General features: G+C 57.1%; 14 protein-coding genes and 1 tRNA gene. 5 read left to right on the forward strand and 10 right to left on the reverse strand.

Features of this window, described 5'->3' with window-relative positions:
- Positions 1–2: 2 nt before the first annotated feature.
- Positions 3–878, reverse strand: coding sequence for a DUF58 domain-containing protein (locus UH5x_RS14415; protein ID WP_482632796.1), 876 nt, complete (start codon positions 876–878; stop codon positions 3–5).
- A 3-nt stretch (positions 879–881) separates the two neighbouring features.
- Positions 882–1,925 carry an AAA family ATPase gene (locus tag UH5x_RS14420; RefSeq protein ID WP_047815884.1) on the reverse strand — a complete coding sequence of 348 codons (1,044 nt, stop codon included), beginning with the start codon at positions 1,923–1,925 and terminating at the stop codon, positions 882–884.
- A gap of 862 nt (positions 1,926–2,787) precedes the next feature.
- Between UH5x_RS14420 and rho the strand changes: the two genes are divergently transcribed.
- The 4 genes from rho to UH5x_RS14440 all read left to right on the forward strand — a co-directional run bounded on the left by rho (position 2,788) and on the right by UH5x_RS14440 (position 7,262).
- On the forward strand, positions 2,788–4,134 hold the full coding sequence (gene rho, locus UH5x_RS14425; RefSeq protein ID WP_047815885.1) for a transcription termination factor Rho: 1,347 nt from the start codon (positions 2,788–2,790) through the stop codon (positions 4,132–4,134).
- Between the two features lie 52 nt (positions 4,135–4,186).
- A tRNA-Ser gene (locus UH5x_RS14430) sits at positions 4,187–4,269 on the forward strand.
- Between the two features lie 225 nt (positions 4,270–4,494).
- Positions 4,495–5,808 (forward strand): L-serine ammonia-lyase, encoded by a 1,314-nt coding sequence (locus UH5x_RS14435; RefSeq protein WP_236696467.1) that lies wholly within the window; start codon positions 4,495–4,497, stop codon positions 5,806–5,808.
- Positions 5,809–6,146: 338 nt separating this feature from the next.
- On the forward strand, positions 6,147–7,262 hold the full coding sequence (locus UH5x_RS14440; RefSeq protein WP_047815887.1) for a Gfo/Idh/MocA family protein: 1,116 nt from the start codon (positions 6,147–6,149) through the stop codon (positions 7,260–7,262).
- A 401-nt stretch (positions 7,263–7,663) separates the two neighbouring features.
- Here the strand turns inward: UH5x_RS14440 and UH5x_RS14445 are convergent, their stop codons facing one another.
- The 5 genes from UH5x_RS14445 to UH5x_RS14465 all read right to left on the reverse strand — a co-directional run bounded on the left by UH5x_RS14445 (position 7,664) and on the right by UH5x_RS14465 (position 15,884).
- Positions 7,664–8,491 (reverse strand): endonuclease/exonuclease/phosphatase family protein, encoded by an 828-nt coding sequence (locus UH5x_RS14445; protein WP_047815888.1) that lies wholly within the window; start codon positions 8,489–8,491, stop codon positions 7,664–7,666.
- Between the two features lie 136 nt (positions 8,492–8,627).
- Positions 8,628–10,256, reverse strand: a complete 1,629-nt coding sequence (locus UH5x_RS14450) for an L-fucose/L-arabinose isomerase family protein (RefSeq protein ID WP_482635998.1) — start codon at positions 10,254–10,256, stop codon at positions 8,628–8,630.
- A gap of 20 nt (positions 10,257–10,276) precedes the next feature.
- Positions 10,277–11,950: a ribulokinase gene (locus UH5x_RS14455; RefSeq protein WP_047815890.1), complete on the reverse strand. Its 1,674-nt coding sequence runs from the start codon at positions 11,948–11,950 to the stop codon at positions 10,277–10,279.
- Positions 11,951–12,062: 112 nt separating this feature from the next.
- A complete protein-coding gene (locus UH5x_RS14460; RefSeq protein ID WP_482632797.1) occupies positions 12,063–14,408 on the reverse strand; it encodes an FG-GAP repeat domain-containing protein in 2,346 nt (781 codons plus the stop codon).
- Between the two features lie 105 nt (positions 14,409–14,513).
- Complete coding sequence (locus UH5x_RS14465; protein WP_482632798.1) at positions 14,514–15,884, reverse strand: YidR family protein; 1,371 nt, start codon at positions 15,882–15,884, stop codon at positions 14,514–14,516.
- A gap of 188 nt (positions 15,885–16,072) precedes the next feature.
- Between UH5x_RS14465 and UH5x_RS14470 the strand changes: the two genes are divergently transcribed.
- Complete coding sequence (locus UH5x_RS14470) at positions 16,073–16,768, forward strand: GntR family transcriptional regulator (RefSeq protein ID WP_482632799.1); 696 nt, start codon at positions 16,073–16,075, stop codon at positions 16,766–16,768.
- Here the strand turns inward: UH5x_RS14470 and UH5x_RS14475 are convergent.
- From UH5x_RS14475 to UH5x_RS14485, 3 genes are all read right to left on the reverse strand, one after another.
- Entirely contained in the window at positions 16,735–18,360 is a 1,626-nt protein-coding gene (locus tag UH5x_RS14475) for a sodium:solute symporter family protein (protein ID WP_482632800.1), read from the reverse strand. The genes UH5x_RS14470 and UH5x_RS14475 overlap by 34 nt on opposite strands.
- The gene (locus tag UH5x_RS14480; protein ID WP_047815893.1) at positions 18,357–19,280 is read right to left on the reverse strand and encodes a dihydrodipicolinate synthase family protein; all 924 of its coding nucleotides are present in this window, start codon (positions 19,278–19,280) and stop codon (positions 18,357–18,359) included. Before UH5x_RS14480 ends, UH5x_RS14475 begins: the two co-directional genes overlap by 4 nt.
- Before the next feature lie 188 nt (positions 19,281–19,468).
- Positions 19,469–20,848, reverse strand: coding sequence for a Gfo/Idh/MocA family protein (locus UH5x_RS14485; RefSeq protein ID WP_482632801.1), 1,380 nt, complete (start codon positions 20,846–20,848; stop codon positions 19,469–19,471).
- Between the last annotated feature and the right edge of the window lie 115 nt (positions 20,849–20,963).

Below are 20,963 nucleotides of genomic sequence, written 5' to 3' on the forward strand. Positions count from 1 at the left end.
GTTCATCGTCGATTCTCCCGTCCGTGGAAGTAACGACGCAGGGGTTCACCGAGGTCTTCTCCCGTTCGCAAATGCAGAGGTTCCATCCGGTAACGCCGGAACAGAGCATCGCGTCGTTCGGCTTGCAACTGAACCATCTGTTCGTAGCGTTGCCGGTGCGTGCGACTGGACGTGTCGACCCAACGAACGCTTCCGGTTTCATTGTCACGCAAAGGAACCAATCCAACGGCGGGCAATTTCATTTCACGCTCATCGGTGACCACCACCGGAATGATGTCATGCTTGCGAGCCGCCACCCGGAGGGACTTCGTATAGTCTTGGGATTGAAAATCACTGATCAGAAACACCACGGTTCGTCGCTTTGCCGTCCGTTGCAGGTGTTCCAGCGCCGCACCAACATCGGTCCCGGTTCCGCTGGATGGATGCGTCAACAATTCGCGAATCAATCGCAACACATGACGCGATCCCTGACGAGGCGGCAAGCTCTTCTCCACCTGATCGCTGAACAGTGTCAAACCAACCCGGTCGTTGTTTTTGATCGCTGACATCGCCAGCGTCGCCCCCAATTCCGTCACCAATTCGCGTTTGGTTTGGGCCTGCGTTCCGAAATCCAAGGACGCCGAACAATCCACGATCAGCATCACTGCCAATTCACGTTCCTCACGGAACAGTTTGACGAAGGGAGCGTCTTGCCGTGCCGTCACATTCCAATCGATCGTGCGAACATCGTCGCCGACTTGGTAGGGACGAACCTCTTCAAATTCGATGCCTCGTCCTTTGAAGGCCGAATGCCAGGTCCCCGCCAACATCTCGTCGACACGGTGGCTGGTTCGAATTTGAATTCGACGAATCTTGCGAAGGATCTCGCTGGGAGTCATCGTTTACGGAGCCGGAATGTGGTCGAGGATTTGCTGCACAATGGATTCACTGGTCAGGTCTTCCGCTTCGGCTTCGTAGGTGATCATCACACGATGCCGCAGGACATCCAACGCGATCGAACGCACATCGGCCGGAAGCACATAGGCGCGGCCGGCCAAGAACGCCGCCGCTCTGGCCGCAAGCGTGAGATTGATCGTGGCGCGAGGCGAACCGCCAAACTGAATCAGCCCGTCCATCTGCAGCCCGTAGGCTTCGGGGCGGCGGGTCGCCATCACCAGATCAACGATGTATCCCTCCACCTTTTCGTCCAAGTGAATTTCATCGATCAGCTCACGCGCCGCCAAGATGTCCTCCGGCGAAGCGACCGCTGAGACCTCCAACTTCGTTCCCGTTTTGCCCATCCGTCGAAGAATCTGCAGCTCTTCCTCGCGATTGGGGTAATCGACGATGACCTTCAACATGAAACGGTCCGTCTGAGCTTCTGGCAACGCGTACGTGCCCTCTTGCTCCACCGGGTTCTGCGTCGCCATCACCAGGAACGGTTCAGGCAGCGGAAAGGTTTCGCTGCCAATGGTGACCTGATGCTCTTGCATCGCCTCCAACAACGCACTCTGCACCTTCGCAGGAGCCCGGTTGATCTCGTCGGCGAGAACCAGGTTCGAAAAGATTGGCCCTTTCTGAACCACAAACGTTTGATCTTGAGGGCGGTACACCTGGGTCCCGATCAAGTCAGCGGGCAACAGGTCCGGTGTGAACTGCAAACGCTGGAACCCGGTGTTGATCGCTTTCGCCAAACTGGCCACCGCGGTGGTTTTCGCCAGCCCGGGAACCCCCTCGATCAACAAGTGACCACCGGTGAGCAAACCGATCAGCATCCGATCGACAAGATGACTCTGCCCCACCAACACATGATTGATCTGCAACACAATCTCCCGGAACGGGCTGCTGGCGTGAGCGATCCGTTCGGTCAGTTGCTGTTGTTGTTTCGCCGATTCTGATTGCATCAGATCAGACGGAATTTCAGTGGGTGCATTCGGTTCGATCATCGAAACTAACGTGATAGGACGACTGGAAGAAAGGGTTCGAGCAGCAACGCCAAGCAACCAACCTTGGCATCCGATGCAGTCGAAGATACCCATCTGCCTCGGTCAGTCCACAGCACTACGCTGCCAGGCGTTGGAGAGTGCGGAGGAGGCGGCGAAAAGTGGGAACGGAAGAAATTCGAGTCGGCTCACCGAATGTCCGATTTTCTCCCCAAACCAGCGGTTCTTGCCCCCAGATCGTGGTCGCGAGGTGAAACTCACTTGACACGGGCTCAGTTCAGCCTATAGTTCGTTCGAAAGATGGGTGGAACAGGCATCGAAACGCTGATGTCGCCAATGTTCCCCTTTCCTCAGGCCCCCCAATGACTTGATGTGGTGCGAGGCCGGTTTTTCCCGTGCTGTGGTGTTTTCACTGTGGTTCAGGTAACCCCTCGTGCAACTGAGTTACGACCATTGGGTCGCCATCCGCAGACGGGCATGAAGTGGACTTAACTGCGTGTTAGGTTCATTTTGAATCGCCTTGGTCGGTATTGTTTCACGGCGGGTCATGGACTCGTCCAACGGGAATCTCCCCACGGCAAGGAATTGCCTGTCGCGATGAGTTTGGCTCAAACGCAGTTTGATCTTCAAGCAGTTTGACTCACAAGCAATGTCCAACGGTCGCGTTGTTGGTGTTACCGCAACCTTCGACGCATCAGACCTCGTATTTCAAACGCGGTTACTCTTGATTGGTTGCCAAAGCGAGTTGGTGCTTGGATGCCACCATGGACTTCCGTCTCATGGTCTCGATCGATTTCGATCTTTCCAAGCGTGACAAACCAAGTTGATCCTCCGGGATTCTGGTGAATGGCAACAGGAATAACAGATGGCGAAGAAAAAACGTGCCCCGCGTGGTCGAGGTGGTTTTGGTTCCCAAAATGGCGGTCAGGGCCAAGGCCAAGGCGGCCAGGGCGGGGGCGCCAATGCTGGCGGTGGTGGAAAATCACGTTCGCGACGTCGACGCCGCGGTAGTGGCGGCGGTGGAGGCGGAAACGGTGGTGGTGGCAACAATGGCGAACCAGCCGATTTCGTTAGCGACGCACCGCTCGAAGAATGGGATGGCATCCTGGAGTTGCACCCCAATGGCTACGGCTTTCTTCGCAGCCCCAAGAACAATTATTCGCGGGAACGCACCGATCCATTTGTGCCCGGCACAATGATCGAAAAATTTGGGCTCCGGCAAGGCCTGATGCTCAAAACCATGGTTCAGCAAGCCAAGCGACAACAAGGCCCCCGCGTTCGGGAAATCCTGGATGTCGATGGCATGTCGCCGGAGGCCTACCTCGATGTCGCCAAATTCGACGACCTGACGGCAATCAACCCCGAGCAGCCTCTCAAGCTCGAACACGGCAAAATGCCCCTGACCAACCGAGTCATCGACTTGTTGGCTCCCCTGGGCAAAGGCCAACGTGCCTTGATCGTCGCACCGCCACGCAGCGGGAAAACGATCATGCTGCAACACATCGCCGAAGGCATTTCGACCAACCACCCCGAATTGACGATGATGGTGCTGTTGATCGACGAACGCCCTGAGGAAGTCACCGACATGCGCCGGAGCATCCGAGGCGGTGAAGTCATCGCCAGCAGCTTGGACATGGACATTGAAAGCCACGTTCGACTCAGCCAATTGGTCATCGATCGTGCGAAACGCTTGGCCGAAATGGGACAAGACGTCTTCTTGATGCTCGACTCGATCACCCGCTTGGCCCGCGCTTTCAACAAATGGGTTGGCAAGTCCGGTCGCGGCGGCGCCACCGGCACGGGCGGCCTGGACATCCGAGCCATGGACATTCCGAAAAAACTGTTCGCAACCGCACGTGCGTTCCAAGAAGGTGGGTCCCTCACCATCGTGGGCACCTGCCTGGTCGACACGAACTCTCGAATGGATGACGCGATCTTCCAGGAGTTCAAAGGAACCGGGAACATGGAAGTCATCCTGGATCGACGCTTGGCCGACCGCCGCGTCTATCCGGCGATTGACATTTCACAGTCCGGCACCCGCCGCGAAGAATTGCTGCTGGACGAAGAAACCTACGAAACGGTTTCCATGCTGCGACGAACGCTCAGCGAAATGCACCCGGTCGATGCGATGGAACAACTGACCAAGCAATTGGGCCGGTTCGACGACAACGAAGGCTTCCTCAAACTGATCTCAGGTGCGAAACTCGCCTGATCAGGCACGGTTGCCAAAAACAAGCGGATCAACCAAACTATTGAACCGCTACGGAGGATAAGCGAATTGGCGAGCGGCCTCACTGGAACTGAGGTACCCCGTAAGGGGCTGCGGGTTCGAATCCCGTGTCCTCCGCTACACCGAAATGGCCCCGTCAGAACCTGGTTCTGACGGGGCTTTTTTCATGCCCGCTTCGCCTGATTTCCCTGCATTCGTGCGATCCGACCGCAATCTTCGAACAGGAAACGCTGCCTCGTGAGCCAACCCACCCAGCCCCAAGAAACCCTGACCCCATACTTTGGTGTCTTCGATCTTTTCAAAATCGGGATTGGACCGTCCAGCTCTCACTCGGTGGGCCCGATGCGAGCCGCCGAAGCGTTCCTGAAAGAACTGCAAGAAACCAGCCTGCTGCGACGCGTCTCGCGGGTCCAAATCGACCTCTACGGCTCGCTGGCCCTGACCGGACTGGGACACCAAACCGACATCGCCTTGCTGATGGGACTTCAAGGCGAAACCCCTGACCAGATCGATACCAACACGGTGGCATCGAAACTCGCCTCCATTCGCGAATCCAAGCGACTCGCACTCAATGGTGACCACCCCATTCCGTTCTCCGAAGCCACCGATCTGGTCATGCACCGACGAGCGGTCAAAGGCATGCATCCCAACACGATGCGTTTCACAGCCTTCACGGACGACGATCCCAACACGCCAGCCCTCGACGCCACGTTCCTCTCGATTGGCGGCGGCTTCATCCATCGCGAAGGACAAACTGGCACCGCACACCAAAAGTGCTCGTCCAAAGTGCCCTACCCTTTCACGTCCGCAAACGAAGTGCTGCAACTCTGCGAACAGCACCAAATTTCAATCAACGAACTCGCCCTGAGAAATGAACTGACGTTCCGGTCCCGAGAAGAAATTCGAACTGGCCTTCAGCGGATCTGGACCGTGATGCAGGAGTGCGTCGAAAAAGGCTGCCAAACCGAAGGCATCCTGCCCGGCGGCCTGGAGGTGGAACGACGCGCCCCGGCTCTCTACCAATCACTGACCCAGCGGAGCGCCCCAATGGACCGAGATGCATTGTGCGTCCTGGACTGGGTCGACCTGTATGCATTGGCGGTCAATGAAGAGAACGCAGCGGGCGGACGCGTCGTCACCGCACCGACCAATGGGGCCGCGGGAATCATCCCCGCGGTGCTGCATTACCTCCAGCGTTTCTGCCCGGATGTCACCGACGAAACCATCGAACGCTTCCTGCTGACCGCCGCCGTGATTGGATCGCTTTACAAACGCAACGCTTCGATCTCGGGAGCTGAGGTTGGCTGCCAAGGCGAAGTGGGCGTGGCATGCTCGATGGCCGCGGGAGCCCTCACCGACGCACTCGGTGGGACGCCACACCAAGTCGAAGAAGCCGCCGAGATTGGCATGGAACACAACCTTGGACTGACCTGCGATCCGATCAAAGGACTCGTCCAAGTCCCCTGCATCGAACGCAACGCAATGGGAGCGGTGAAGGCGATCAACGCCAGCCGACTCGCCCTTCGCGGTGACGGCAAACACTTCGTTTCCCTGGATCGTGTGATCCGCGTCATGAAGCGAACCGGCGCGGACATGTCCGCTCGCTACAAAGAAACTTCCCGCGGGGGCTTGGCCGTCAACATCAGCGAATGCTAATCGCCTCCACCCTTCCCCCAGCCAAAAGCACTTTCCAAGCAGGTCGGCAGGAGCCTTTCGGCATTTGGACTGTTTCGGTAAGCGTCGTTGCTCCCACGTACAACCGGAGCCAACGCCCAAACGGCTCACATGATTTCGCCCGATCATTCCTGCCACACTGCTGAACGTTCAAACGGTCTCCCATGCTCCTCCCCAATCATTCCCGCCAACCGACCTGAAACGTCAAATATCACAACTGCGTTTCGCCATTTCACATCTGCCCCCAGGGACATCCCTTTATACTGAGCGTCGAATTCAACCTCCCTTGATAAATTCGATGGCAAAGGACACCCCATTCGATGAGTGATGGCAAAGTGAAGATGGCAATGGTCGGCTTGGGCTTCGGGTCGGAGTTCATTTCGATCTATCAAGCTCATCCGGACGCTGACGTCGTGGCAATTTGCCGACGCAACGAAACCGAGCTGAACAAGACAGGCGATCAATTTGGCATCGATCGCCGCTACACCGACTACGACGCGGTGTTGGCCGATCCAGAAGTCCAGTGCGTTCATATCAACAGCCCGATCGCGGATCACGCCTGGATGTCCCTGAAGGCTCTCGATGCCGGCAAGCACGTGATGTGCACGGTCCCGATGGCAACGACCATCGAAGAGTGCCAACAAATTTGCGAGAAGGTCAAAGAGACCGGTTTGAAATACATGATGGCCGAGACGGTCGTCTACAGCCGGGAATTCCTGTTCATCAAAGACATGTACGAGAAAGGCGAACTGGGAAAGATCCAGCACCTCGCTGCTTCTCACCCGCAAGACATGGACGGATGGCCAAGCTACTGGGAAGAGATGATCCCGATGCATTACGCCACCCACGTCGTCAGCCCTTGCTTAGGTTTGACGAACGCGATCGCAGAATCGGTCAGTTGCTTCGGCTCCGGCACCGTCCGTGAAGACATCGCCAAGAAGTCAGGCAGCCCATTCGCAGTGGAAAGCTGTCACATCAAACTGAAAGACAGCGACATCACCGCTCACATCTGGCGGTTCCTCTACGACGTTGCTCGGCAATACCGTGAAAGCTTCGATGTTTACGGAACCAAACGCAGCTTCGAGTGGACGCTGATCGAAAACGAACCACACGTTCTTCACACCGCGAAGAAACCCGAAAACGAGATCCCGGAAAAGATCGAGATCCCTGACTTCGCGCACCTGTTGCCTGAGCCAATCCAACGCTTCACGCTGCCTGCTGAAATCCACGACGCCGACCATCTGTCGTTCGTGCAAGGCGGCGGCCACGGCGGATCGCACCCACACATGGTGCACGAATTCATTTCCGCCGTGAAAGAGGATCGCGATCCGTGGCCCAACGCGCCGACCGCTGCGAACTGGACCTGCACCGGTTTGTGCGCCCATCAATCGGCCATGAAGGGTGGCGAATTGGTTCGCCTCCCCGACTTCAGCTGAACCGACTCGTTGAACGATCAACGCCCCAGCGCCAGCAATCTCGGGGCTTCCACCCCGAGCTAAGAACGCCGGCCCCATCCGGGGCGAGGATTGCCGTCGAACGCTCCTCCGGTTCGCGTCCCGTCACCGGCCCAACCGCCCGGATTTGTCAATTTACAATTTTACTTTTTCAATCTCCCCCATCTCATCGCTCGTCACCTGTCGCCGCCCCGCGGTTGTCCGAGTCAGGGGTGATGCTCGAGACCTCGGGTTGAAAACCCAAGGCTGACAACTGCCACCACTCCGCGGTTGTTCAATCCCCCGGACACGCACCACCAGTCGCGGAGCGACAGCAGCCGAAAGCCTTGGGTTTTCACCCCAAGGCCAGCCTTTCCTGTCAGAGGAAACCGCCCAGGCCCGCTCTACTTCAGCTCAACGCGAATCACAATCGGCAAGTGATCACTCGCGAAACGACCAGCTTCGGTTCGCGGGTCCAGCGTCTTGTATTCCTGCACCGTGACACGGTCACTGACCAGCACGTGATCAATCCGGCGATCAGGCTGAATGGCTTTGAATCCATTCCAAGTTCCCGTTGGACCGGTGGGTTTTCCTTCGACCATGTCGCGAGCGTCCAGCAACGACACGCGCTTCCCAGCTTGCAACGCCTTCAACGGCGCGGACTCGGACGTCGCATTGAAATCGCCCATCACGATCACCGGCAAATTCACTGCACGCTGATCGACCTCCTCAGCAACCTGGCGTCCAGATTCTTCGCGTGCCTGCGATCCTCGATGATCAAAATGGGAATTGATCACCAAGAATTCAGCTCGATCCACTTTGTGTCGCAGCACCATCCAAGTCATCGTGCGAGGCAACGCTGCGTCCCAGCCTTTCGATCCCACCACGGTGGGCGTGTCCGACAACCACAACGTCCCATGGTCCACCGCTTCGAATCGATCATGACGATATCCGATGGGAGCAAACTCGCCACCTTCTTCTCCGTCATCGCGCCCCACCCCATACCAAGTCCACTCGGGCGTGCCTGCCTGGACGTCACGCAGTTGCTTCACCGTGACTTCTTGCAACCCGACAACATCCGAAGACGCAATGGTTTCAATCACCTTCGAACGCCGCATCGACCAAAGGTCGAGTCGATCGTGAGAATTCAAATAGCGAATGTTGTAGGTCATCGCGGTGAACGATTCATCTGCAACGACCGCCCCCGACCCAACACCACCGAACAAGAGCATGCCACAAACAAGGGCAAGCCATGCAGCGGATTTCGTAGTGAAAGCTGATTGTCTCAATGTCATTTCATTTCTCCGGGAACCAAGGAAACCCCTTGGAATGGTGTAATCGAATGGAACCAATTGCTGTGCGTTTGACTCAGGGAGCGTCCGGACGAACGCCGCAGTAGCTGACAATCATGCCCAACTGATCCGCGACCGAGGCCTTGGTTTTCATCGCCAAGTCCGCTTCTTCCGCCGAGTTTGCATAGGCAACTTGAATGTGATTGGCTTTGTGGCGTGCCATCATCTCATCCCGAGAAACCCCATGCAGAACCGCGTGCATGATCGGCCACTGAGGCGTCGTTGAATCCCAGCGTCGCTGCGTTTCTTCCGCTGGCAATTCGATCGCTGTTGCTCGCCCTAAATCCATGTGCAGCCGATCGTCAGCAACAAAAATCCGCGACCAAACCACTTCACCGGGTTTCGAGACACCTCGAACGGTGCTCCCACCTGATGGAAAGTACATCGGTGGCTGACGGAACCCTTCGGCGTCCGCCCAACCGTTTTGAAAGTGCGAGGCAGGTACGGCGCCACTGATTTCTAGCACCCAAACCTCTTCCTCGGTCGTGCCGCTGGCATCGCGATCGGACCATCGCAAATCGTGCAGCGTGTTCTCGACCGGCTGCCCCAACGCTTTGTGAACCCGGTTGGTGATCAGCCCATCCAGTCCCGCACACTCATCGACCTCATTGAAGTGAGTCAAGGGACCGCCGGCATACAGTTCCCGAGATCCATCGCGAGAGAAGACGGGCGGGCGAACGGAATCATTGAGCATGCCTTCCACCAAGTCACTGGCGGGCAACAAGTCCTTCAGCCCCTGCTGGTACTGAATCCCGATGGCATCGCAACCGAAGTCATCCGCAATGCGCATCGCCGCGATGTAGACACGACACTGACCAAGAATCTGCGCGTCGGTGAGGTCGGTTTCGTGATTGGGCCCAGTATGGAATTTCATTCCCGCCTGATTCAACCAATCGCGGACGGCCTGAGCCTCTTCGTCACTGACCTGTTGCGACTCATGATAAAGCGCCGATTGACTCAATCGCTCTTTGAAAACTCCCGTCGCATGAAGCAAGTGGTCGGGAATGATCGCGTTGAACATTCCCATGCAGCCTTCATCAAACACACCCAAAATCGCTTTTTCGCGTTGAATCGTGTCTGCGATTTCCAACGCCTTCGCCCGTGCGTTTGCATCGCAACTGGTGATCTCGAATGGCGTCACATGGTCCATTTCATGTGAGACAGACCCCGTGTCCAACCAACTCTTCAGTTTGCCCAGGAACAAGGCGTCCGAGAACTCCTCGCTCCACAGCGAACTGTACTGAACCCCTGCTTTGGTGAGCGACCCATTGAGGTTCAGCAACCCGACCAACCCCGGCCACTGCCCTGACCAGTTCGCCACCGTCAAGATCGGCCCGCGATGCGTCATCAAACCAGCCAGAACATGATGCGAGTACTGCCAGACCGCTTCTGCAACAATCAGCGGAGCGTTGGGGTCAATGGCCCGGAACACATCCATTCCCTGCCGCTGCGACCGAATGAACCCATGCCCGCGAGCTTCATCGAACTCGTGCCCGCGACTGACCTGGTGGCCAAAAGATTCAATCGCAGCGATCAACCGCGACTCCATTTCTTTCTGGGCCTCCCAGCAAACCTGGTTCGCGGAATCTCGTAAGTCGCCGGAGGCAATCAGTGTGATCGTTTGAGGCATCGTCTCGTCAGCCATTGAAGAGTAGGAAGAGGATTTCAAATTCGTCGTTGAGCGACCGCGTGGGCCAATTGCCTGTAGCGACCGTACAGTTGTTCGTAAGCTTGCGTTCGTTCCAAGCGAGGCAGAATCAAATCTCGCTGATTCTCGGGAACAGAAGCCATCGCGGTCGCAGCCTCAGCGATGCTGGAAAACGGTGTCTTCTCGGGACCAGCCGCAACCATCCCCAGAACCGCCGCACCAACCGCTGGCCCCTGCGAGGAAGGATGAATTTCAATTGGCATCCCCAGCACGTCCGCATACACCTCCACGAAGGCTCGGTTGTGGTGTGGCAAACCGCCGGTGGCGATGATGCGATCGATCGGCACGCCCTTGTTGCTTGAGCTCGTCGGCTCAGCCTGATTCGCCTCCGGCAGATCAGCACTCCCATGACGAAGCATCTCCACGATCCAGCGGACACCAAAGGCGGACGCTTCCATCAAGGCCAAATAAAGGTGAGCGGGGCCATGCTGCATTCCCAACCCGGTGAAGGCCCCGCGAACCGAACCATCCATCAGCGGCGTTCGGCAACCATTCATCCAATCCAAACACGAGACGCCCTCGGCACCGGGAGGCAAGCTCATCGCTTCCTCGGCCAAGTCATCGAACGAATCGCGATTCAGTAGTTTCCGCAACCAAGCGAACGCATCTCCGACCGCCGCCTGCCCCGTTTCATAGCCGAACAATCCAGGCAAAATGCCGCCCTCCACCACGCCAGCCACACCGGGCATGTCCACCATCTTGGTCGCGTTGAGCATGTGGCAACTGCTGGTCCCCAGCACCATCACCAAGGTGCCTGGCTCGGCCGCACCAACTCCTGGCACACCGGCGTGAGCATCAATGATTGCGGCCGACACGGGAACCCCAACGGGCAACCCAAACTGGGTTGCCATCGCTTGTGTCAGCTGCCCAGCCACTTGGCCCGGTGACCGCATCTGCTCCGCCGATTGACCGGGCATCCGATTGGCAACCGCCTCGGCAAGCTTCGGATGAACGGCCTGAAAATAGTCTTGCGACGGATAACCGTCGCCGGCCGACCACATTGCTTTGTAACCAGCCTGACAGGTCGAACGGACCAACGAATCGCTGTCACCACCGACCAGTCGCCACACGAACCAATCGCCTGCCTCCAACCACACGTCCGCAGACTCAGCGATCTCAGGAGCTTGTTCAATCGTCTCCAGCATTTTGGGAAAGAACCATTCCAACCCGATCACACCGCCATACCGCCTCAAAAACGACTCGTCGCGTTCCCTTGCGATCGAAGTCATGCGTTCGGCTTGCTCCAGCGCTCCATGGTGCTTCCACAGCTTTGGCCAAGCCAGGGGACGTGACTGCAGCGACTCCAACTCACAAAGCGGCGTCCCGTCGTGCTTGGCCGGCAACATCGTGCAACTGGTGAAGTCGACGCCAATGCCCACGATCTCCTCGCCCGTCAAACCAGCCTTGGCCACGGCTTCTTTCGTTGCCGCCGCGGCGGACTGAATCCAGTCCGCTGGGCACTGCAAAGCGTATCGCTCTGGCAACGGCTCATCGCTGCCCGGCAATGAATCCACGATCTGCCCATGCTCAAACGGACTGACCGCGGAACCCACTTCGCGGCCCTCGGAATCCACCAAGATGGCACGCACGGACTCCGTTCCAAAATCGAGACCGAGAGCAATGACAGGCATAAGATGTCGGATCGTGTGAATAAAAAGCAGAAACAAAAACTCGCCCTCGATGGGTTCAGACCCTCTGAACCCATCGTGAACAATCAGTCATCCAAGAATTCGCGTGCAAAGATCACTTGGAATCGCGGAACGAACGCCCCCGATCGTAGCTGATCTTCGACACGGTTTGCGTTGCATCGCCAACCTGAGCGTCAAACTTCAGCACGATTCGGCCGTCTTCGCTGCTGGGATCAAAACGCAACTTCGTGCATTCGACCTTTCCGGAATCGGGCTGATCCCAAAGCACCGTCATCGGACCGGACCATTTGATTCCATCATGATAACGGTACCGAACCAGGTCGGACTTCGCCTCCTCCTTGTTCGATTCGATCCAAGCGGCAATCCGGCCCCGCGTGGAATCAAATGAGATCGCGTCTTCGCGATCCACCTTGGGATCAACCGGCTGGGCTGGCAACGCTTTTTCGAACTGCACATCCCCGGCGACCTCTGCTCCCGAAAACGAAATGCAATCGTCATGGAAAATGTGGTAAATCCGACCGTTTTCACTTCCAACGATCAGATCCCACTTCCCGTCTCGGTTGAAGTCAGAGACCGCGGGACTGGCCGTGTGACCCGCGACATTGCGGCGAGCCAAATTCCCAACTCGCTTCAACACGACCTTGCCGTCTTGATCAGCGACATTGCGATACCAGGTCACATTCTCAGAGTTGATCAACACATCCAAACGCCCATCGGAATCCCAATCGGCAACGGCGATCTTGACGCGACCAGATCGACCAGCGGTGCCAACTGCCAAACGAATCGGGCGACCTGATTCATCAACAAACAATCGCTCCGCGTCCCCCGCCGAACGACGAAGCGTCAGATACCCTTCCTGATCCATCAACACCAAATCCAGTTCCTCATCGCCGTCGAAATCCAGAGCAACCGGTGTTGTCCGCCACTGCGTCAGAGACCTCTTCGTAGCTGGTTTCCAAGGGTACCAGGCTGGTGGACTTTCGACGGGAGCGGATTCCAAATCCTGTTCCACCAAGATGCCAGATTCATTGAGCAACACACCGACCTCCGACAAGATCGAGTTGTAAATGATGTCATCGTCGCCATCACCATCCCAGTCAGCGAGTGACAACGTGGTGTAGCCCCACTTGGCTTCACAGGGACCTTGGATCGATCCGTTCTCGCCTGCCAAAATCCGAAACGGTTCTTCCGCTCCATCCTCCCCCCGAACGTTCAGCAACACGGGTTCCGCCCACTTCGGCAAACCACCTTCGCCTTCACCAAGGTTTTCGAACCATCCGATGTTGCCGGCTGTGTTTCCGCAGATGATGTCATCGTCACCGTCTTGATCCCAATCTGACACATAGGGCGTTGCCAGGGCACCAAATTTCAGCGTGTCAGCTTTTTGGCGGAAGTAAACGGGATTCTCAAACACAGGTTGGCCGTCGCGAAATTCGCCGGTGTTTTCAATGAACGCAACGCGACCGTCTTCATCCCCCACGATCAAATCGGCGTCACCATCGCGGTCCCAGTCGATCGCGGTTGGCGTGATCATCTGCAAGTGCATCGTCAGCCGTTCGCCATCGACATCCTGGAGCTCTTTCCCAGTTTGATAACGAGGCTTTTCACGAGTCCCCACGTTTTCAAAGTAAGTGAAGTAGTCCAGGAAATTCCCGACGATCATGTCCAGGTCATCATCCCCATCGAAGTCCACCAAGCTTGCACACGGCCACCCAAAAACATCGATGGGTTGATCGCCCGCGAAAATCATCTCGGGCTTTTTGTAATCCGGCTTGGCATCGTCCCCGGCATTGGACATCAAGAACACATAACCGTGCAGCGGCCCGTTGTGCCAATCGCCCTTCTCATCGTAAGCATGGTCCCAAACCAAATCGGACCAATCGCCGACACCTGCGATCAAGTCGTGATCGCCGTCACCGTCGTAGTCGACGTAACGCCACATGTTGCCGCGAATCCTGGCTCCCGGAGTGGCCAGCGGTTTCGCCGGCGCGGAGATACCGGTGGGTTTGTCAAAATCAAACTTCCCCGTGGACGGGTCCTGTGCAAAGTACTTGCCTGGAATCAAAACCCGCGATTCACCGTTGACTTCGCTCGCCAACATGTTGTGAAACGCCCGCCCGAGTCGCACCGGTGCTTCGAAGACCGGCATTTTGACACTTGGGTCCTGACTTGTATTCTCAAAGTAAAAGGTCCCATTGGAAGGCTTGTCGGGACAGCCAACCAACAAATCCAAGTCACCATCACCGTCGTAATCCATCGGCAGCGGATAAGCCCACAGCCCCACGCCCAAGTCAACTTCCAACCCAGGGTTGTTGTACTTCAGCGGCATCAACTTCACGTTCTCGTCCGCACTCAACAGTTGCCCGCCTTGGACCAACAGCATCCATCCCAATCCCATTGCCAACGCCAATGGTTGCAACGACCGTCTGTAAACACTCATGGTTGCTCTCGCTTTCTCAGGTTGCTCGCCGCTTCCAGACACATTGCCCAGAGTGGCGGGTAGGTTTGATTCTCACAGTCCAACAGGTTTCATCCACCGCGGTACTCAATCCGCTGTTGAGTCGACCACAAAGACTTGGTTGCATGATTTGTCGCCACTCGAAACAGCGCCGCCAAAGGCAACGCGACTTCCATCAGGCGAGTACACAACCGCAAAAGGCAAACAGCGAAACTGCTCTCCACCTTCCGCCAATGTCTCCACACGTCCATCACTCAAGTCGACTTCGCACACCGAGTTCCCCATCACACATGCCGCATGGTTGCCGCCGGGATGAATAGTGAATGCGGACGCGACCGACTCTTTCCCACGGGTGATTTGCTTGAGCGACCCACCATCCGGCGGCACCGACCACAACTGAATCACACCGTGGTCATCTCGCATTAAAAAACAGACTTCGCTGCCATCCGGTTTGCTTCGCGGCCAATGCCGCACATCCGTTGCCACGCCTGGATACGGCCGGTCGGTGGTGCGGGTCAAACGCCGCTGCACCGTTCCGGCTGGCGGTGCCGGACGCGTGGTCGCGGTGCCCTGCAAAGGCTCCGATCCCGCAACCGAACAATCAACCGGCAAATCCACCACAAACAATTCCGGAACCGTCTTCCGCGGATGCTCTTGCGTCCCGGACGACGCCCCTCCTCTTTGCATGGAGTCCGTCTCAATGACCACGTCGCCTAAAAACGCCAAGGCCTTTGCTGAGGTCTTGCCGCTTGGGACCTGACCTTTCTTTTTGGCCACCCAAGCGTCTTCGTAGGCTTTGCAAATCTGGTCGGATCCTGGTTCGGGTCGATCGTGTGTCCGTGTCGCCAAAACACTCCAGAACGCCCCCTCGTGATTGCGGCGATGCGTGCTCGGCACCGACACAGGCTGGTGCGGAATCGACACCCCCACATTGCGTTGATTCTTCTGACCGCCGGTTGGCTCCATCGCCAACACATGGTCCTCATAAGTGAAACTGACCCACTGGCCTTCATCGTCAAAGACGTGCACGTGACTGCCGCCACGAAGTGCCCCCGGCGTGAAAGGATCCACGATGTCGCGAGCGTCTAAGTTTTGCACCGACGAAGCTTGCCCGGGACACATCACGACGCCACGGCGATGAGAAGCCGAGTAATTCCAATCCGACGTGGGGTCCTCCGGCCCGTGAATGAAAACGAGCTTGTCTTCCGTGGGACTGGCGGTCGCGACGCCAACGCAGGCACCATGCGAGGCTTCGTACACGACTTCCACTTCGCTGGTCTTCGTGTTGACACGCTCAATTCGCGGACCATCGAAGACGGCCCCGTCGGCATCACTGCGAATGTCGTAGTAGACCCATCGCCCATCCCAAGACCAAACATGCGTGTTGGTCAGATGATGATGCTGTTGACGATGAGTGAGCTGGGAAATCATGCCGCCACCCATGACTTGCATTGCCATGAGCCCAATCGTTTCGCCTGCTCTGAGTCGGTCGTCCATGCATCGACTTCAGCACGCTCATAACGCTGCCTGTCATCTATAGACGCATAGGACCAATGTTGCCTCGCTGTTAGAATGAGTGACCCGATCGCGTTCCGACGCATCGGCCCCGGATCCATCTCGTCCCTCCCCACACCCACTCCACGACAATGACTCCAGGGCGTCACCAAGTCGAAACGCACGCCAGCCGTGCCTATCATCATCTGCGTCAAAAGCTGATCTCGGGTGAATTCAAACCTGGCACCAGATTGCTGTATGGACCGATCGGCAAAGAAATCGGCGTGTCGGCAACCCCGGTTCGAGAAGCCGCCGGTCAGCTCGCGACGGAGGGCATGGTCGAATTGGTGCCTCAAATCGGGGCCGTCGTGCGATCGATCAACGAACCGGAAGTGCAAGAGCTTTATGAGGTTCGAAATCTGATCGAACCCTTCGCTTCCGCGCGTGCTTCGGAACGCTCGACGTCGGAAGACATCCAGCTGATCGCGAAGGAATACAACACCATGCGGGAGTTGGTGGAACGCCAGAAGCAAACCGACTCGCCGGAAGAAAGCCAGGAAATCGCCTACCAATTCAACCAGGCGGACCACAACTTTCACTTGCGAATCGTCGAAGCGACCGGCAACCACACACTCGTTCGAACCTCCACTCAGTCCAACATTCTGACTCGCGTGTTTGGTATTTGGATGCACCGCCAAGGTGCTGACGTGATGGAGAACACTTGCAACGAGCACGAAAAAATCTTCACCGCCATTCAAAACGGGAATGCAGAAGCGGCGCATGAAGCGGCATCGAATCACATCTTGAAGGGACTTCAACTTTCGCTCCAGTCCTTTCGCGAAGCCTGATCACCCGTCAGACCGATCGTCGTGAACAGCAATCCCAAACCGATCATCAAGCATGGGCCCACCACGATCGTCATGAATTTGTCCATCGGGTTGGCATATGCCTCCCATGCTGCGGGCCAGACACTGGTTTGAGAAATCGTCATCCAGGCGATCGCCAAACCACCAATCGCGAAAGCGGTGATGGCCGGCGCCCCGTGCAAACGCGGCACCGTGATTCCGAGCAAGAACAAACCGACGATCCCGGCGCCCAACACACCCGACAACGTCCACCAAACATCCAGGGTGCTGTCGGTCAATCGAACCAGCGCCAGTGCCATCGCGGTTCCCATGGCTCCCCAAGCAATGGTCGACAATCGCAACACACCAATGTTCTGGGCGTCCGTCGAATCCCGCCGAAACAACCGCCTGTAAAAGTCGCTCATCACCAACGTCGCTGATGAATTGAGCGACGTCGAAACAGTGCTCATCGCGGCCGCGAAAACGGCTGCGATCAACAACCCACGAACACCTTGTGGCAAGTGAGCCGCGATGAAGTGTGGGAACACCCGATCGCCCAAGTCACCTTCGGACAAACTCGAAGACATCTCCGTCAACTGCGTCGAATAATCTGGGGCGTCCAGGGAGACACCTGCCTGCATCAGTTTTTGTTCGGCAACAATCCTCCGGACTTCATCCAGGTCTTGAGGATGCCCTTCGTAGTAGGCGTACAACGACGATCCAATGAACAGAAACAACGCGCTGACGGGGACATACAACAACGCGCCCACCCAAACGCTCTTGGCCGCTTCGCGATCCGACCGAGAAGCGATGTAGCGCTGCACGTAACTTTGATCGATGCCAAAGTTACGTAGGTTGTCGAACAACCCAAATGCCAACACGACCCAGATCGTCGATTCTGACACCAGGAAAGAACTGTCGCCCAAAGAGAATTTGTGGTTTTCGTTCGCAACCGACAACACTTCGGCGGGTCCACCTGGCATGCCCAGCAACAAGATTGCCAACGCCAAAATCGCTCCGGCCAACAACACGATCGCCTGGATCGCATCCGCCCAGATCACGGCGACGATCCCGCCCACAAACGAGTAAATCGTGACCACCACTCCGGTGCACGCAATGACCAATCGGATGTCCCATCCAAACAGTACCGCCATCGGCAACGCCATCAGGTACATCACGACGCCGATCCGAGCGATCTGAAACAGCAGGTAAAACCCGCTGGCAAAGAGCCGAGCCCAAAGCCCAAAACGCCGCTCCAACAGCGAATACGCGGAGACTTCACCGCTCTCTCGGTAAAGCGGCAAAAACCAACGCACCGCGATCGCAGCCGCGATCGGAATCGCCAGCGAGTACATGAACGCATTCCAGTTGTCGACAAACGCTTTGCCGGGCAGCGCCAGATAACTGATGCTGCTCAAGTAAGTCGCGAAAATCGACAGCCCACACAACCAACCGGGAAGGGATCGACCACCGGCGGAGAAATCATCCGCCGATCGGTTGCGGGCCCAGAAGTAAAACCCCATCGCCATGATGGCGACGAAGTAAACAACCAGGACCGTGTAGTCCAGGCCCGTGAACGCCATCGCCGCAATCATAGGATTCCCAAGTCACGCAGGACCGCGGCCACTTTCTCCCGCTCGGGTTCAAAGAAGCGATGAAATGGATCGGCGGGAAGATCGCTGCAGATCCCCAATAACGACGCAGCGCACTTGGTGGCTTTGATATGACGTGACGCATACTTGCCAACGTCATAGATGTCTTGGAAACGCCGAATTTTGACCATCGCCGCTTCCGTCTTGGCCGCGTCATTCGTTGTCAGCCCTTCGTAACAATCCACGAAACAACGTGGCATCACGTTCGCTCCCCCCGACACACCACCATCACCGCCCAATTCATGAGCCTCTGGCAGCAGGGCTTCGGGGCCCAGCAAGACCGACCAATCATCGCGGACTTCGTTTCGCAATTCGCACAGACGGCGGAAGTAATCCAGATCACCGCTGCTGTCTTTGACACCCACGATGGACTGAATTTCTGAAAGCTTCTTCAAGGTTTCAATTTCGTACCAAACCTTGGTCAATCCCGGCATGTTGTAAAGCATCAACGGCAACGGAATTTCAGGAGCGATGTTCTGAACATACGCCGTCAGTTCCGTCTGGCCGGCTGGGAAATAGTACGGCGTGGTCAGGACCGCCGCATCCGCTCCCGCATCCGCCGCATGACGAGCCAGTGCGGTCGATTCCACAAACGCGGTGTCGGTCACTCCCACCAACACAGGCACGCGTCCGGCGACCAACCGTGTGGTCATGGTGATCAAATCACGCCGCAATCGATAGCTCAGGCTGGGTGCCTCACCGGTTGTTCCCAGGATAAACACCCCCGAAACGCCACCGTCGATGACATGCTCGATCAAGCGTTCCAATCCCTCCTGGTCCAGCTCATCACGAGCGCTCAGGGGGGTGATCAAAGGAGGCACGATGCCTTGCAAGCGATTGCCTGCAGTGAACAGACGGGACATATCGCGAGCGGCAGAGTGGGAGGGAGATTTCATCTTGTGGGGACAGACGAAAAGCGGGGGGATGGAGGCGGGGTTGGGCACGACACCCAAAAGTGAACGACCGTCCAGAAACGGCCGGTCGTTCACGAATTCGTTTTTTTATCTTTCACGAACCAAATGGAATCCGATCGGCGAAAGAGGGCAACAGTCTATACGGTCGTGCGGGCCGCCGCATCCACCGACCAGCCCTCGCGGTAGTTTTTGCTCAACAGCGAGGTGGCCTGCTCGTCGCCCGTGCAAACCATGTCCGAAGCATTGAATTTCAACTCCCGCCCGCATTGGTGAGCGACGGTGCCCAGCAAAACCGTTTCGGTCAACGGTCCGGAATAATCAAATTGGCAAAGCGGAGTGCCCTGCCCTCGGATCGCTTGCATCCATTCCATGTGGTGACCGATCGAATCAGCAATCCGCGGAGCCGCCGGTTTGAAGTCCGCGAACTTGTCTTTGGGAAGCAGCGTGTAACTGCCGTATGTCGCGATCATCATTCCCTTGTCGCCCACAAACAGAACGCCACTGCCTGGCACCGAGATGCCTTCCAGTTCTTTGGGCGAACGGTCACCGTCGTACCAAGTCAGATCCAACTCGTCATGCTTGTCGGTTGCATCGAAGTGATAGCGGACCTTCAAACCGGTTGGGCAGTAGTCATCCGATGGGGGTGGCCCATCCGCAACAACACTCGATGGAAGATGCAAACCCAATGCCCAGAATGGCAAGTCAACGTAGTGACACCCCATGTCTCCGAGTGTGCCAGCACCGTAGGCACGGTAACGGCGCCACGAAGCAGGGTGCAAACCTGGCGTGTAGGCGATTTTGGGTGCGGGGCCAAGCCACAGATCCCAGTCAACGTTGTCGGGTGCTTCACCTTGAGGCGCGGGCAACTCAGTCGCGCCCCAGCCCTTGCCAACCCACACGTGAACTCGAGTGACGTTGCCGATCACCCCGTCTTGGATCATCTCCACCACACGGCGGTAGTTTCCACCGGCATGAATCTGCGTTCCCATTTGAGTCACCACCCCTGCTTCCTTGGCCGCCAGTCGAATGGCGCGAGCCTCAGCAACGGTGTGAGTCAAAGGCTTTTCGCAATAGACGTTCAGCCCTTGCTCAATCGCTCGAATGGTTGCGGGTGCGTGATGATGATCCGGCGTGCTGATCACCACCCCATCCAGCTCGGTTTCTTCCCGAAGCATTTCGCGGTAATCGCGATACAGCTTGGCTTTTGGGAATCGTTCTCCGCCCGCCTTCAAATAGTTTGCATCAACATCACAGAGCGCGACCAAGTTCTGAGACTGCACCCCAGCCACGTTGGCAGCACCGCGATTGGCGATCCCAATGACGGCCAAGTTCAACGGCCGATCGGGGTCAATGTCCTTGGCGGCTTTCGCCACCGGTGCACTCAGGTGTGACGTGGCGGCCAGTCCCATGGTGGCCCCGGTCCACTGCATCCATTGACGACGATCGACCGTCGCTCCCAATTTCGGCTGTGATGGCGTGGGGGTGGCGGACGAGACGACAGAGCGGGCGGATTTCATCGGTGATCCTCGTGTGTCAAATGCATTGAGTCAGCCGGAACGAGCACCTTCAGCGCGTGCCTGCCCCGGACCGAACGAGCCGACATTGTAATGTGTCATTTGAGCATCTGTGACA

The sequence above is a fragment of the Rhodopirellula sp. UH5 genome (assembly GCF_056839225.1).